At 64.4% G+C, this 14671-nt stretch carries 15 protein-coding genes; 9 read left to right on the forward strand and 6 right to left on the reverse strand.

Going from position 1 to position 14671, the window contains the following annotated elements; all coding sequences use genetic code 11:
- Positions 1 to 2: 2 nt before the first annotated feature.
- On the reverse strand, positions 3 to 803 hold the full coding sequence (locus QFZ94_RS15470) for a response regulator (RefSeq protein WP_429457981.1): 801 nt from the start codon (positions 801 to 803) through the stop codon (positions 3 to 5).
- 254 nt (positions 804 to 1057) lie between these two features.
- Between QFZ94_RS15470 and recA the strand changes: the two genes are divergently transcribed.
- From recA to QFZ94_RS15510, 8 genes are all read left to right on the forward strand, one after another.
- Entirely contained in the window at positions 1058 to 2134 is a 1077-nt protein-coding gene (gene recA, locus QFZ94_RS15475) for a recombinase RecA (RefSeq protein WP_368583985.1), read from the forward strand.
- Between the two features lie 7 nt (positions 2135 to 2141).
- The gene (recX, locus tag QFZ94_RS15480; protein WP_429457984.1) at positions 2142 to 2909 is read left to right on the forward strand and encodes a recombination regulator RecX; all 768 of its coding nucleotides are present in this window, start codon (positions 2142 to 2144) and stop codon (positions 2907 to 2909) included.
- Between the two features lie 129 nt (positions 2910 to 3038).
- A complete protein-coding gene (locus QFZ94_RS15485; RefSeq protein WP_368583983.1) occupies positions 3039 to 3713 on the forward strand; it encodes a DUF2889 domain-containing protein in 675 nt (224 codons plus the stop codon).
- 57 nt (positions 3714 to 3770) lie between these two features.
- Positions 3771 to 4940 carry an ADP-forming succinate--CoA ligase subunit beta gene (gene sucC / locus QFZ94_RS15490; RefSeq protein ID WP_013090442.1) on the forward strand — a complete coding sequence of 390 codons (1170 nt, stop codon included), beginning with the start codon at positions 3771 to 3773 and terminating at the stop codon, positions 4938 to 4940.
- Between the two features lie 130 nt (positions 4941 to 5070).
- Positions 5071 to 5952, forward strand: a complete 882-nt coding sequence (gene sucD, locus QFZ94_RS15495; protein WP_013090441.1) for a succinate--CoA ligase subunit alpha — start codon at positions 5071 to 5073, stop codon at positions 5950 to 5952.
- A gap of 166 nt (positions 5953 to 6118) precedes the next feature.
- Positions 6119 to 6823, forward strand: a complete 705-nt coding sequence (locus QFZ94_RS15500) for a TerC family protein (RefSeq protein ID WP_018437749.1) — start codon at positions 6119 to 6121, stop codon at positions 6821 to 6823.
- Positions 6824 to 6980: 157 nt separating this feature from the next.
- Positions 6981 to 7604, forward strand: a complete 624-nt coding sequence (locus QFZ94_RS15505; protein WP_429457987.1) for a pilin — start codon at positions 6981 to 6983, stop codon at positions 7602 to 7604.
- Between the two features lie 167 nt (positions 7605 to 7771).
- Entirely contained in the window at positions 7772 to 9556 is a 1785-nt protein-coding gene (locus QFZ94_RS15510; RefSeq protein WP_429457989.1) for a PglL family O-oligosaccharyltransferase, read from the forward strand.
- Positions 9557 to 9613: 57 nt separating this feature from the next.
- On the opposite strand, the gene QFZ94_RS15515 is transcribed toward QFZ94_RS15510, so the two are convergent.
- Together QFZ94_RS15515 and moaC are read right to left on the reverse strand one after the other, a co-directional pair.
- Positions 9614 to 9964, reverse strand: a complete 351-nt coding sequence (locus tag QFZ94_RS15515; protein ID WP_368583980.1) for a nucleotide pyrophosphohydrolase — start codon at positions 9962 to 9964, stop codon at positions 9614 to 9616.
- Between the two features lie 31 nt (positions 9965 to 9995).
- Positions 9996 to 10475, reverse strand: a complete 480-nt coding sequence (gene moaC, locus QFZ94_RS15520) for a cyclic pyranopterin monophosphate synthase MoaC (protein WP_429457992.1) — start codon at positions 10473 to 10475, stop codon at positions 9996 to 9998.
- 187 nt (positions 10476 to 10662) lie between these two features.
- On the opposite strand from moaC, the gene QFZ94_RS15525 reads away from it, so the two are divergent.
- Positions 10663 to 12393, forward strand: a complete 1731-nt coding sequence (locus QFZ94_RS15525) for a M48 family metalloprotease (RefSeq protein WP_429457994.1) — start codon at positions 10663 to 10665, stop codon at positions 12391 to 12393.
- A 30-nt stretch (positions 12394 to 12423) separates the two neighbouring features.
- Here the strand turns inward: QFZ94_RS15525 and QFZ94_RS15530 are convergent, their stop codons facing one another.
- Genes QFZ94_RS15530 through QFZ94_RS15540 form a run of 3 tightly spaced genes read right to left on the reverse strand, consistent with a single transcriptional unit; the run spans position 12424 to position 14546 of the window.
- On the reverse strand, positions 12424 to 13002 hold the full coding sequence (locus tag QFZ94_RS15530) for a DUF2946 family protein (protein ID WP_368583977.1): 579 nt from the start codon (positions 13000 to 13002) through the stop codon (positions 12424 to 12426).
- Positions 12995 to 14047, reverse strand: a complete 1053-nt coding sequence (locus QFZ94_RS15535; protein WP_429457997.1) for a hydrolase — start codon at positions 14045 to 14047, stop codon at positions 12995 to 12997. The genes QFZ94_RS15530 and QFZ94_RS15535 overlap by 8 nt, the downstream gene beginning before the upstream one ends.
- A 52-nt stretch (positions 14048 to 14099) precedes the next feature.
- Entirely contained in the window at positions 14100 to 14546 is a 447-nt protein-coding gene (locus tag QFZ94_RS15540) for a nuclear transport factor 2 family protein (RefSeq protein WP_368583975.1), read from the reverse strand.
- Positions 14547 to 14671: the final 125 nt, after the last annotated feature.

The following is a 14671-nucleotide window of genomic DNA, read 5'->3' on the forward strand; positions in this document are numbered from 1 at the left end:
CTCTATTTGTAGTGATGGCTCGCCGGCATCGCGGCGGACGACGGCGCGGGGGAAGGTGGTGCTGCTTGTGCCGCTTGTGCCGTTTGCGCCGTTTGCGGCTCGGAGCCGGCGGCGGGCGTGTTCGCATTCGCGGGCGGCGCCGCTTTTTCGAGGCAGTAGCCGAGCCCGCGCACGGTGATGATGCGCACGCCGCTCGGCTCGATCTTCTTGCGCAGCCGGTGCACGTAGACTTCGATCGCGTTGTTGCTGACTTCCTCGCCCCATTCGCACAGATGGTCGACGAGCTGCTCTTTCGAGACCAGCCGACCGATCCGTTGCAGCAGCACTTCGAGCAGACCGAGCTCGCGCGCGGACAGATCGATCACCTGGTCGTTGACATAGGCGATGCGGCCCACCTGATCGAACGACAGCGAGCCATGCCGCACGACGGTCGGGCCGCCGCCGGCACCGCGCCGCGTCAGCGCGCGCACGCGCGCTTCGAGTTCGTTCAGTGCGAAGGGCTTGGCCATGTAATCGTCGGCGCCGAGGTCGAGGCCTTTGACGCGTTCGTCGACACTGTCTGCGGCGGTCAGGATCAGCACGGGCAGGTTCGAATTGCGCGCGCGCAGGCGGCGCAGCACCTCCAGCCCGGACATGCGCGGCAGGCCCAGATCGAGGATCAATAGGTCGAACGTCTGCATTGACAACGCGGTATCGGCTTCTACGCCGCTTTTGACGTGATCGACCGCATAGGCCGATTGGCGGAGTGATCGAACCAGACCGTCCGCGAGTATGCTGTCGTCTTCGGCAATCAGAATTCGCATGGTGCGCCAGCCTGGCTTTGCCGGCACCGTGGGGCTTGCCCCGGCGCGCAGCGGTCTCCGAACATTATTGTGGGTAGTGGGGGTGACGCGACATTAAAAATGCGCGTTCGCATCATAATCGCGCTTGCCAAAACCACTGTTTTTTTATACAGTGTCTGCGTTTCGTGTGATGTCCTGCAGGCTCCGCTCAATTCGAGTGAAACCACGGGTGCACACCTGCCTCAGACGCCGTTCATCATAGCAAAGGACGATTCATGGAAGAAAGCAAGAAAGGCTCGGCTGGACTGACTGCTGAAAAGAGCAAGGCTCTCGCCGCCGCGCTCGCGCAGATCGAAAAGCAGTTCGGCAAAGGGTCGGTCATGCGGCTCGGCGCAGGTGAGGCAGTCGAAGACATCCAGGTGGTCTCCACCGGATCGCTCGGCCTCGACATCGCACTGGGCGTCGGCGGTTTGCCGCGCGGCCGCGTGGTCGAAATCTACGGTCCGGAATCGTCCGGTAAAACCACGCTGACGCTGCAGGTCATCGCCGAAATGCAGAAGCTCGGTGGCACTGCGGCGTTCATCGACGCGGAACACGCGCTGGACATTCAATATGCGGGCAAGCTCGGCGTGAACGTCGCCGACCTGCTGGTCTCGCAACCGGACACCGGCGAGCAGGCGCTCGAAATCGCCGACGCGCTGGTGCGCTCGGGCTCGATCGACATGATCGTGATCGACTCGGTCGCGGCGCTGGTGCCGAAGGCGGAAATCGAAGGCGAAATGGGCGACTCGCTGCCGGGTCTGCAGGCGCGTCTGATGTCGCAGGCGCTGCGCAAGCTGACCGGCACGATCAAGCGCACGAACTGCCTCGTGATCTTCATCAACCAGATCCGCATGAAGATCGGCGTGATGTTCGGCAACCCGGAAACCACCACGGGCGGTAACGCGCTGAAGTTCTACGCATCGGTGCGTCTGGACATTCGCCGCATCGGTTCGATCAAGAAGAACGACGAAGTGATCGGCAACGAAACACGCGTGAAGGTCGTCAAGAACAAGGTGTCGCCGCCGTTCCGCGAAGCCATCTTCGACATCCTGTACGGTGAGGGCATCTCGCGTCAGGGCGAAATCATCGACCTCGGCGTGCAGGCGAAGATCGTCGACAAGGCTGGCGCATGGTACAGCTACAACGGCGAGCGGATCGGTCAGGGCAAGGACAACGCGCGTGAATTCCTGCGCGAAAATCCGGACATCGCTCGCGAAATCGAAAACCGTATCCGCGAATCGCTGGGCGTCACCGCGATGGCGGACGCCGTGACCGGCGCGGACGCTGAAGTCGCGGGCGAAGAAGAGTAAGCATCACGTGATACGCAAAGGCCGGCCTCTGTCCGGTTCCGACTCCGGACGCTATCCGGACGGCCCGCGCGACACGGCGGATGGATCGCCTGATTCCGGCGATCCATTCGATCCGTTCGAATCGTTCGACGCACATGACCGCGCCGCAGGCCGCGGGCCGCAGCGTACACGGTCCGGATCCCCTGCAGCATCGTCCAGCCCGGATCTCTCCGGACACGATTCCCAATCCCCCTCCGAAGTCACCTACACCCGTTCGCGTCGCCAGGCCGGCGAAGCGAAACCGGGGCAGGCCGACCAAGACGACAGCAGAAAATCACAACGCCCAACCCGTCCGCTGAAAGCGCGCGCGCTCGGCTATCTGTCGCGTCGCGAATATAGCCGCGCCGAACTCGCGCGCAAGCTGAAGCCCTACGTCGAGGAAACCGATTCGCTCGACACGGTGCTTGACTCACTGGAAGCCGAAAACTGGCTATCGGACTCGCGCTTCGCGGAAAGTCTGGTTCACCGGCGCGCAACGCGGCTCGGCACGAGCCGCATTCTCGGCGAACTGAAGCAGCACGCGCTGAACCCAGTGCTGGTCGAAGAGGCGAGTGCGCAATTGCGTGAAACCGAACTCGCGCGCGCTCAGGCGGTCTGGCGCAAGAAGTTCGGCCAGCTGCCGAAAACCCCGGCCGAGCGCGCGAAGCAGGCGCGCTTCCTGGCGTCGCGCGGCTTCTCCGGCGCGACGATCGGCAAAATCCTGAAGGGTATTGACGACATCTGGGACGGCGACTAGCACGTCAGCCCCGACGGCCGGTCGATTGCCGCGCCGTAGCCCGGCGCGAGGCCGTGCGCAATCGGGGCTGTCCCAAATACCCGTTATGCTAAAATCCAGAAGTTTTCCAATCCGGCCTTTCCTTCCCGCATGTCGCTCTCCCCGCCAGTGTCCCGTCAGTTGCGCCATCGTCGCGCAATCAGAGCGGAAGCTTACGAGCGAGCCGATGGCCTGTGGGATGTGGAAGCGTGCCTGACCGACGAAAAGCCTCGAGATGTGGCGCTTCCGTCGGGAATCCGGCCCAATGGTCAGCCGATCCATGAACTCTGGCTTCGCATCACCATCGATCGCAAGCTCAATGTCGTCGACGCCGAGGCGTCGTCCGACTGGGTACCCTATCCAGGGTTATGCCAGGCCAGCAATCCCGCCTACCGTGCCCTCATCGGGCTCAATCTGTTCCACAACTTCCGTCGCGATGCTGCCCGTTTGCTGGCCGGCACGGCCGGTTGCACGCATCTCACCGAGCTGTGCGCGATGCTGCCGACCGCCGCGATCCAGGCGTTCGCCGGCGAAGTCTGGAACACCGATGAAGGCACGCCGGGCGCGAACGCGGGTTCGGGAGACGAATCGTCTAACGGCACAGGCGAGCATTCCAACGACAAACCGCCATTCCAGTTGGGACGCTGCCACGCGCTGCGTTTCGACGGCGAGGCGGTGAAACAGTTTTATCCGCGCTGGTATGGCCACGCACCGCGTCCGGCGGAACGCGCGGCCTCGTCGGACGACGCGGCGACTCGCGCACCAAGCGGCGACGCGCCGGCCTGAACGGCGGCAAAACGGAATCGAAGTTCTATCCAACTCTCAGACTGAAGGGAATCACGCATGAAGATTCACGAGTACCAGGGTAAGGAAATCCTGCGGAAATTCGGCGTCGCGGTACCGCGCGGCAAGCCGGTCTTCTCGGTGGATGATGCGGTCAAGGCCGCGGAAGAGCTCGGCGGCCCGGTGTGGGTCGTCAAGGCTCAGATCCACGCAGGTGGCCGTGGCAAGGGCGGCGGCGTCAAGGTCGCCAAGTCGCTGGAACAGGTTCGCGAGTACTCGAACCAGATCCTCGGCATGCAGCTCGTCACGCACCAGACCGGTCCGGAAGGCCAGAAGGTCAATCGCCTTCTGATCGAAGAAGGCGCTGACATCAAGAAGGAACTGTATGTTGGTCTCGTGATCGATCGCGTTTCGCAGAAGATCGTCGTGATGGCATCGAGCGAAGGCGGCATGGACGTCGAAGAAGTCGCGGAAAAGACGCCTGAGCTGATCCACAAGGTTGCGGTCGATCCGTCGACCGGCCTGAAGGACTCGGAAGCAGACGACCTCGCGAAGAAGATCGGCGTGCCCGACGCTTCGATCCCGCAAGCCCGCGCGATCCTGCAAGGCCTGTACAAAGCATTCTGGGAAACCGACGCATCGCTCGCCGAAATCAACCCGCTGATCCTGACCGGCGACGGCAAGGTCATCGCACTCGACGCGAAGTTCAACTTCGATTCGAACGCGCTGTTCCGTCACCCGGAAATCGTCGCTTACCGCGATCTGGACGAAGAAGATCCGGCTGAAATCGAAGCGTCGAAGTTCGACCTCGCGTACATCTCGCTCGACGGCAACATCGGCTGCCTCGTGAACGGCGCTGGCCTCGCAATGGCAACGATGGACACCATCAAGCTGTTCGGCGGCGAACCGGCGAACTTCCTCGACGTCGGCGGAGGAGCTACGACCGAGAAGGTTACCGAAGCGTTCAAGATCATGCTGAAGAACCCGAACCTGACCGCGATTCTGGTCAACATCTTCGGTGGCATCATGCGCTGCGACGTGATCGCGGAAGGCGTGATCGCGGCGTCGAAGGCCGTGTCGCTGAAGGTGCCGCTCGTGGTCCGCATGAAGGGCACGAACGAAGACCTGGGCAAGAAGATGCTCGCCGAATCCGGCCTGCCGATCATCTCGGCGGACAGCATGGAAGAAGCGGCTCAGAAGGTCGTCGCGGCTGCTTCGGGCAAGGCGTAAGCCACCTGTCTACGGCGCATTTACCAGCTCATTTGCCAAAATGACGAGTGGCGGCGCGCGAGCGACACAGGCGTGAAGCATCGCGCCGCGTGGCGCTACCGCGCGACGCCAAACGAACAGAGGTCAATACATGTCGATTCTGATCAACAAAGACACCAAGGTCATCACGCAGGGCATCACCGGCAAGACCGGTCAGTTCCACACGCGTGCTTGCCGTGAATACGCAAACGGCCGCGAAGCGTACGTCGCGGGCGTGAACCCGAAGCGCGCCGGCGAAGATTTCGAAGGCATCCCCATCTACGCTAGCGTCGCTGAAGCCAAGGCTGAAACGGGCGCAACCGTGTCGGTGATTTACGTTCCGCCGGCAGGCGCTGCTGCGGCAATCTGGGAAGCCGTCGAAGCCGACCTGGATCTCGCAATCTGTATCACGGAAGGCATCCCCGTCCGCGACATGATCGAGATCAAGGACCGTATGCGTCGCGAAAACCGCAAGACGCTGCTGCTCGGACCGAACTGCCCGGGCACGATCACGCCGGACGAACTGAAGATCGGCATCATGCCGGGTCACATCCACCGCAAGGGCCGCATCGGCGTCGTATCGCGTTCGGGCACGCTGACGTATGAAGCAGTCGGCCAGCTGACCGCGATCGGCCTCGGCCAGTCTTCGGCAGTCGGTATCGGCGGCGATCCGATCAACGGTCTGAAGCACATCGACGTGATGAAGATGTTCAACGACGATCCCGATACGGACGCCGTCATCATGATCGGCGAAATCGGCGGTCCGGACGAGGCGAACGCCGCGCACTGGATCAAGGACAACATGAAGAAGCCGGTGGTTGGCTTCATCGCCGGCGTCACGGCGCCTCCGGGCAAGCGCATGGGCCACGCCGGCGCGCTGATCTCGGGCGGTGCGGACACCGCTGAAGCGAAGCTGGAAATCATGGACGCATGCGGTATCAAGGTCACGAAGAACCCGTCGGAAATGGCGCGTCTTCTGAAGGCGATGCTGTAAATCGAATTCGCGTGCCGTGAGCGCGCGATTTTGATACGCTTACGAAGTCCTTTCGTGAGCGAGCGGTCCCGAAAAGCGGGGGAGTGCAGACTCCCCCGCTTTTTTTTCGTCCGCACTTGCGCCGTCGTGCTGTCCGCTCGGTAGATTTTTTCTTATTCTTTTTTCCATGCTCGAATTCTTCACGACGCTCAATTGGGGCGCGGTCTTTCAGATCATCGTCATTGACGTGCTGCTCGGCGGCGATAACGCGGTCGTCATTGCGCTCGCCTGCCGCAACCTGCCGCAGTCGCAACGCATGCGCGGCATCGTGTGGGGAACCGCCGGCGCGATCCTGCTGCGCGTCGTGCTGATCGCATTCGCGGTCGCGCTGCTCGACGTGCCGTTCCTGAAGTTCGCGGGCGGGTTGCTGCTGCTGTGGATCGGCGTGCGCTTGCTCGCGCCCGCGCACGACGTTCACGACAACGTCAAGCCGGCCGACAAGCTGATCTCGGCGGTGAAGACGATCATCATCGCGGATGCGGTAATGAGCGTGGACAACGTAATCGCGATCGCGGGCGCGGCCGAAGCCGCGGAGCACGAGCACCGGTTGGCTCTGGTGATCTTTGGCCTCGTCGTGAGCATTCCGCTGATCGTGTGGGGCAGCCAGCTGATTCTGAAGCTGCTCGATCGCTTTCCGGGCATCGTGCTGTTCGGCGCGGGCCTGCTCGGCTGGATCGCGGGCGGTCTGATGGTCAACGACCCGGCCGGCGACCGTTGGCCGATCCTCGACACGCCCGTCGCGGAATACGGGATGAGCATCGCGGGCGCGCTGTTCGTCGTGATCGTCGGTTATCTGTTGAAGCGCCGTAACGCGAAACGCGCGGCGGTGTGAGCATGGCATCGACGGTGCGCCGCTGCCTAAGCCGTGATGCCGTCCGAATGCAAGCCTGGCCATCCGGCTGACTGTGACGCGCAAGCGTCGCTCGCTACGATGGAAACGCCTGTTCCCGATCCACGGGTCACGCGTTTCTCGTATCAGGAGTCTGCCGATGATCGTTACCCTGCCGTATTCCCCTTACTCTCAATCGACGCAATTTTCGCGTAGGTCGCGCCGCGCACGTTGGCGCGAGAATTGGTTCGCGCGCCTTTGCCGGCGCTGCGGCGTCGGCTTCACGTTGATCGAGCTGATGATCGTGCTGGCGATCGTCGGCGTGATCGCGGCCTATGCGATTCCCGCGTATCAGGACTATCTGGCGCGCAGCCGGGTCGGCGAGGGCTTGTCGCTCGCGGCGTCGGCGCGGCTCGCGGTGGCCGAAAACGCCGCGAGCGGCAACGCATTCAGCGGCGGTTATGCGTCGCCGCCCGCCACCCGCAACGTCGAGTCCATCCAGATCGACGACGACACCGGTCAGATCACGATCAGGTACTCGACGCGCGTCGCGCAGGCCGGCGCGAACACGATAACGCTGGTGCCCTCGGTGCCGGACAACGCCGATGCGCCGAGCGCACGTGTCGCGTTGGCCAAGGACACGGTGCAGACGGGCGCGCTGACGTGGGAATGCTTTGCGAGCGGCAAGAGCGCGTCTTCGTTGCCGGCGCCGGGGTCGGGGCCGATGCCGGGTGAAGCGCCGACGCTCGCGGCGAATCTGGCGCCGCCCGAGTGCCGATCGTAAGGGGCAGATGAACTGAACAAGCCAACGAGACGACGGCCGGGCGCTGACCGGACGACTCGAAGCCACAACGTAAAGGGCTGATTTGCAGCCTATTTCGGCCGAACCGGCGCACAGTGCAACGAAATTTTTGTATAGTGCGCCGGTTGCTGACGCCCACCGTTGATTCGATGCCCACCCCTTTCGCGCGCTACCTGTCTCTCGTACTGCTGGCTCTTGCGTTGATCCTGCCCTACGCGGTTGCCAACCATACGTATCCGATCCCAACCTTCTACTCCGAATTCACCTCGCTCGCGCTGTATCTGCTGACCGGGGCGGCCGTCATGCTGACGGTCGCGACCGCCCGGCCGCGCGTGAGCTTCGCGTCGCCCATGGTCGCGCTCGTGCCCTTGCTGTTCGGCCTCCTGCTGGTGCTGCAAACGTTCGTGCTGCCGGTCGCTGAGCCGTCGATGAACTGGCTCGGCGCGGGCTTCCTGCTCGCTGCGTGGATGGCCGCGCACGTGGGCTATGGCTTCACGCGTGTGAAACTCGACGAGACCGCGTTGCGCTGGGCGGCGGGGGCGTTGATCGTCGGCGGCCTGTTCTCGGTGTTCAGCCAGGTGATCCAGCTGTTTCACCTCGAAACGCGCGTGGCGCCGCTCATCGTCGCGTACAACATCACTGTCGATCGCCGGCCGTTCGGCAACATGGCGCAGGCGAACCACCTCGCGACCTATATCGCGTTCGCGATGGCGGGCGCGCTGTACCTCGTGCAGACGCGCCGCATCGCGCTGCCTATCTGGCTGCTCGTGTCGACGATTTTCTCCGTCGGCCTCGCGCTGACCGTGTCGCGCGGTCCGTGGCTGCAGATGGGGGTGATCGTCGTGGCCGGCTTCTGGATGGCGTTCGCGCAGACTCGCAACGAACCGCAATCGCGTCGTAGCAGCCGTGACTGGCTGGTGCCGATCGCGCTCGCGGTGCTGTTTTTCGTGGTCAATGCGGTGATTCGCTGGGCCAACGTGCGTTTTCACCTCGAACTCGGGCAGTCGGCGGCCGAGCGCTTCCAGGATGCCGGTCAAATCGCGCCGCGCATCGCGCTATTGAAATACGGCTGGACGATGTTCAAGCAGCATCCGCTGCTCGGCGTCGGCTGGGGCGAATTTCCGAGCTATCAGTTCGCGCTCGTCAGGCAATTGGGCGGCGTCGAAATCGCCAACAACTCGCATGACATCTTCGTCGATCTGCTCGCCAAAACCGGTCTTATCGGACTCGGGATCGTGCTCGTGGGTCTCGTCGCGTGGCTCGTGCGTGTCGTGCGTGCGCCGCAAAGCGCCACGCGCGTGTTCGGCATCGCGCTGATCGGCGTGCTGACGATGCATGCGCTCGTCGAGTATCCGCAGCAGTACATGTTCTTCCTGTTGCCTGCGATGTTCGTGTTCGGCTTGCTCGAAACGCGGCCGTTGCGCGCGGTGCCCGCGAAACTGTCGCTCGGCGCGTTCGCGGTCGTGGTATTCGGCGGACTCGCCGCGCTGTATCCGATCTATCGCGACTATGCGCGCGCCGAGGTGCTGTACTACGGTCAGCGTCCAGCCGAACAGTACGCCGCCGATCCTTCGTTCATGTTCGGCGCGTGGGGCGAATACGGTCTGGCGACACTGCAGCCGATGAATCCGCTGAACCTGCAACGCAAGCTCGCGATGCACAAGCAGGCGATCGCACTGTTGCCGGGCGAAACCGTGCTGCGTCGCTACGCGGTGCTACAGGCGCTGACCGGCGATACCGCGGCGGCGCTCGATACGGTCGAACGCTTGCGGATTTTCGCGGAGGAACTGAAGGACTGGCCCGCGCAGCTCGGCTATGTGTACCAGCTCGTCGACGAGCAGAAGTCGCTCGCGGGTTTCAAGGAGCAGTTGGTGAAGCGCTACGGCAGGCCCGCAGCGGATGCGGCACCGGATGACGACAGCGACGAAGATTGATCGGGCCGCGGAGGCTTCGGCGTGCTCGCGTCAAGGCAGGCCTCCTCGCCTCTAAGTTCACAACTCGGAATACTTCGCGGCCGTGCCTTTCGCCTTGTCGACGGGGTAGCGCGCTTCGTTCAGCTTCAGTTTTTCCGCGGCCGCGTCGACGAGATCGAAGCCTGCGGTATGAGCCACCAGCAGCAGGTACATGAAGACGTCGGCGCACTCGTGCCGGAGGTTCGTCGATTGCTCGGGATCACTGAGCAGCGTGTCGATCTGCGCGTCGGACTTCCATTGAATCGTCTCCAGAAGCTCGCCGGCTTCGATGCCGGTGGAGACGATCAGGTTACGCAGCGTGTGAAACTGCCGCCAGTCGCGCGCGTCGCGAAACGCCAGTAGCTGCTTGAGCAGTTCGTCGATGGTCATGGTGCTACCCGGATAGTTGTCGACCCGCGCTTCAAGCTTGCGCGACCCAGTCCCCCGATTTCCCGCCATGCTTTTCCATCACCTTCACATCGGTGATGGTCATGCCGCGGTCCACCGCCTTGCACATGTCGTACACGGTCAGCAGCCCGACCTGCACGGCGGTGAGCGCTTCCATTTCGACGCCCGTGCGTCCAAACGTCTCGACCTGGACCGTGCAATGCACGCCGGGCATCTGCTCGTCGAGTTCGAAGTCGGCTTTCACGCGTGTCAGCGCGAGCGGGTGGCACAGCGGAATCAGATCGGCGGTGCGCTTCGAGGCCTGGATCGCCGCGATCCGCGCGACGCCGATCACGTCGCCCTTTTTGGCGTTGCCGTCGCGGATCAGCGCGAACGTGTCGGGCAGCATGCGGATCGAGCCACGCGCGATCGCGATGCGCTTCGTCTCCTGCTTGCCGCCGACGTCCACCATATGCGCGTCACCAGACGCATCGAAATGAGTGAGTTCAAGCATGGTTGACTCCTTCAGAGGGCGCCTATCATAGCAGTGCGGCGCGGCCCCGAATCGGCGCGGCGGCTGATTACACTTGCGCTGTGCGGTACCGTGCGTTTTGCCTTGTACGCGTCCTTCGACGTCCTTGCCCGCTATCTTAGTCCGGGCCACGGGCGATGTTTTTCGACTTCGTCAGACCGGCTTCGCGATGCATTCAAAACGATTCCTCGCTGCCTTGCTATCTGTCGCACTCGCAATGCCGCCCGGCGCGTTCGCGCAATCGACCGGCGGAGCGGCCCTCGCGCCGGGAACCCCATCGTCCGAGGCGCCGCTCGTTAGCGGCCCGAGCGACGCGGTCGATCCGAGCCTGCCGCCCGACATCGCGCGCGGCGTGTTCGGCACCTACGGCGGCGCGCAGAGCCGTTTTTCCAATGGCGGCGCTAGCGGCAGCAATGGCGGCAAAACCGGCAGCAACGACTGGCGCGCGCCGATCGTCGCGCAGCAGTTGCCCGATCTCGGCAGCGGCGGCGCCGGCTCGCTGACTCCGCAGGCCGAACGCAAGCTCGGCGAGCGCGTGATGCGCGACATACGCCGCGACCCCGATTATCTCGACGACTGGCTCGTGCGCGACTACCTGAATTCGGTCGCCGCCAAGCTCGCAGCGGCGGCCAGCGCGCTGTATATCGGCGGTTACCGTCCGGATTTCGAACTGTTCGGGGTGCGCGACGCGCAGATCAACGCGTTTTCGCTGCCGGGCGGTTTCATCGGCGTGAACACCGGGTTGATCGTGGCGACGCAGACCGAGTCCGAACTCGCGGCGGTGCTGGGTCACGAGATGGGACACGTGCTGCAGCGGCACATCTCGCGGATGATCTCCAACGGCGAGCGCAGCGGCTACGCGGCGCTCGTCGGCGTGCTGTTCGGCGTGCTGGCAGGCGTACTCGCGCATAGCGGCGACCTCGGCAGCGCGATCGCGCTCGGCAGCGAGGCGTATGCGGTCGACAGCCAGTTGCGCTTCTCACGATCGGCCGAGCAGGAGGCGGACCGCGTCGGCTTTCTGCTGCTCGCCGGTGCCGGCTACGATCCCTACGCGATGCCGACGTTCTTCCACCGGCTCGACCGCGCGGCGATGAACGACAACGGCATTCCGGCCTACGCGCGCACGCATCCGCTGACCGGCGAGCGGATCGCCGACATGGAGGACCGTGCGCGCCGCGCGCCGTACCGGCAGCCGCATCAAGACTCCGAGTACGGCTTCGTGCGCGCGCGCGCGGGTCTGTTGCAGGGCCATTCGCGCAGCGACTACGCGGACGAGATTTCGCGTTTGCGCTCGGAAATCGAGGACCGCACCGCGCTGAACGTTGCGGCCAACTGGTACGGCATCGCCTACGGGCAGATGTTGCTCGAGCGCTACGACGACGCGGCCGCCTCCCTTGCGAGCGCGCGCGCGACGTTCGTCTCCGGCGCGCGTGCGGAAGGCGAGCCTGAGCGCGATTCGCCGAGCCTCGACGTGCTCGCGACCGACATCGCGCGCAGTGCCGGTCATGCGGACGAAGCCGCGCGTCTCGCCGACTTCGCGCAGAAGCGCTGGCCGCAGTCGAACGCCGCGATCGATATGCATATCCGCACGCTGCTGACGCTGCACCGTTTCACCGACGCGCAGGCGCTCGCGAAGAAGGAAACCCGGACGCATCCCGATCAACCCGCGTGGTGGTTGTATCTCGCGCAGGCGAGTGCGGGCAGTGGCGATGCGTTGACGCAGCATCGCGCGATGGCGGAAAAGTTCGCGCTGGAGGGCGCGTGGCCCTCGGCGATCCGGCAGTTGAAGGACGCGCGCGACTTGAAGACGATCGGCTATTACGACCTGGCGACCGTCGACGCGCGTCTGCACGAGATGGAGAACCGCTACAAGGAGGAGCGGCTCGACGAGAAGGGGTAGGGTGGACGCAGGTGCACGCCGGCGCGTGCGTCAGACCTGCGCCGCCGCCGGGCTTGCGACGAAGCCGAAGCGCGCGGCCACCTGATCGCGTCGCACGCTTTGCAGCGGCAGTGTGAGTTGAGCGCTCCAGTGGAATGCGCCGCTCAATGAACCATCGTCGGCGAGCGTCGCGTGATCCGAGAAGATTTCGAGGTCGTGATCGTGCAGCGCCGCGATGCGTGCCGGCTGCGAGCGATCGGCGAACAGAATGCCGCCGTCTTCATCGACGAACACCGCCGCCGGCTCGAACGCGCCGCCGCCCTGGTCGTGCAGTGCGAGCGTGCCATCCGCGCGCGCGGACAATCTGACCACCCACGGCGTGTAAGCCAGCTCGACATACACGCGTTGCGGCCCGTTCTGGAAATACCACTGCCCGCGCTCATCGGCCTCGTAGTTCCGGTTGATGAAGCCCAGCAGCGCCTCGTGCCGGATCGGCACGCCGTGCGCGCCGCTCGCCTGGGCCGCTTCGTCGCGCATGCGCCAGTTGCCGCGCCGGTCGAGCATCAACCAGCCGGTGCAACTCGGCACGTTCGGCCATTTGGCGAGTGACTGTTTGACGATGTCATCCATGATCGACGTGTTGTTCCAGATAGCCGAACAAGCGCCGCGATAGCCAGTCGATGCGGCCCGGGAACGGCCCGGTCATGAAACCCGCGTGGCCGCCGTGCTCGGGCTGATAAAGCTCGACCGCCGCCGATACCTCCTGCCGCGACGGCAGCGCTTCGGCCGGCAGGAACGGGTCATTGCGCGCGTTGAGCACCAGCGTGGGCACTTGAATGAGCGGCAGCAGCGGACGGGTGGTTGCGGTGCTCCAGTAGTCGTCGGTATTGCGAAAGCCGTGCAGCGGCGCGGTCACCACGTTGTCGAACTCGTACATCGTGCGGCTCGCGAGCATCGCGTCGCGATCGAATAGGCCCGGGAACTGCTCGAGCTTCTGGTTGGCCTTGTGTTTCAGCGTCTTCAGGAAGCTGCGCGTATAGACGAGGCCGAAGCCCTGCGACAGCGCGCGGCCGCCCGCGTGGACGTCGATCGGTGTCGAAATCGCGGCGGCGGCGGCTACCACCTGCGCCGCATCGTTTTGCCGCTCGCCGAGCCAGCGAAGCAGCACGTTGCCGCCGAGCGACACGCCGGCCGCGACCACCGGCCCCCGATGCGCGGCGCGCAGGCGGCGCAGGATCCAGTCGACCTCATTGCTGTCGGCCAGATGGTAGAAGCGCGGCAGCCGGTTCAGCGGGCCGCTGCAGCTGCGAAAGTGCGGCACCACGCCGTGCCAGCCGTATTCGCGCGCGGCGGCCATCAGCGCGACCGCGTAGTGCGACGACGAACTGCCTTCGAGGCCGTGAAACAGCACGAAAAGCGGAGCGGTATCGGTGGGCGGAGTTTCGTGCGCGACCCAGTCGAGATCGATGAAATCGCCGTCCGGCGTGTCCCAGCGCTCGCGCCGAAACGACACGGCGGGGCGGCGCGCGAACAACGACGGGACGATCGTCTGCGCATGCCGGTTGGGCAGCCACAGCGGCGCCCGGTACAGCAGCTCGACGGTCGCCTCGACGGCGGCCGCCACCTTGGCGGGGGCCGTACCGGAGGAAGCGGGTTTATGTGGCGTCGAACTCATACCGGCGGAAAAGCGAAAAAACGTGAATCTGAATCGGTCGTGGTGCCGCGCGTCAGTGCAGCGGGCCCTGGCCATGCCGCATCTTGGTCGCGAACTGACTGGCGGCCTCGTTCGGCATCGGGCTCGCGTGAATATGCGCAATGCGCCATTCGCCGCGCTCGTGGACCATTACGTAGGTGGTGAAGACCATCGCGGGCGTGGCGGTCGGATCGGCCGGACGATGCGCTTCGGCAATCGCATAGACGACGGTGCCGAGGCTGTCGTAGACGCGGATGTCGAGCGGCTCGATCGACACCGGCAGCGCTTCGAGCTGAGCCTGCAAGCCATTGCGGATGTTCTCGATACCGTGCAGATGCGAGCCGTCCGCGCAGATGCAGCTGACGAACTCCTCGTCGATCCACAAGCCCATCAAACTGTCGATATTGACCTCGGCGACGGCCTGATAGTAGGCGTTCAGGGTATCGGCGGCGGCTTCGAAGATATGGGCAAAACGTGGCATGGCTCGTCAGTCTCTAGTGCGCGGCGCGCGGTTGCGGGTCAGCGGTAGCGGGACGGTCCAGAGCGCCGGACCATCGCCCCCGGGCGTCAGCTTGCCCGTGCCGCAAGGCGCGAACATGACGCGAC

The sequence above is a fragment of the Paraburkholderia sp. JPY465 genome (assembly GCF_050436725.1).
In the GTDB taxonomy this organism is placed as follows: domain Bacteria; phylum Pseudomonadota; class Gammaproteobacteria; order Burkholderiales; family Burkholderiaceae; genus Paraburkholderia; species Paraburkholderia youngii.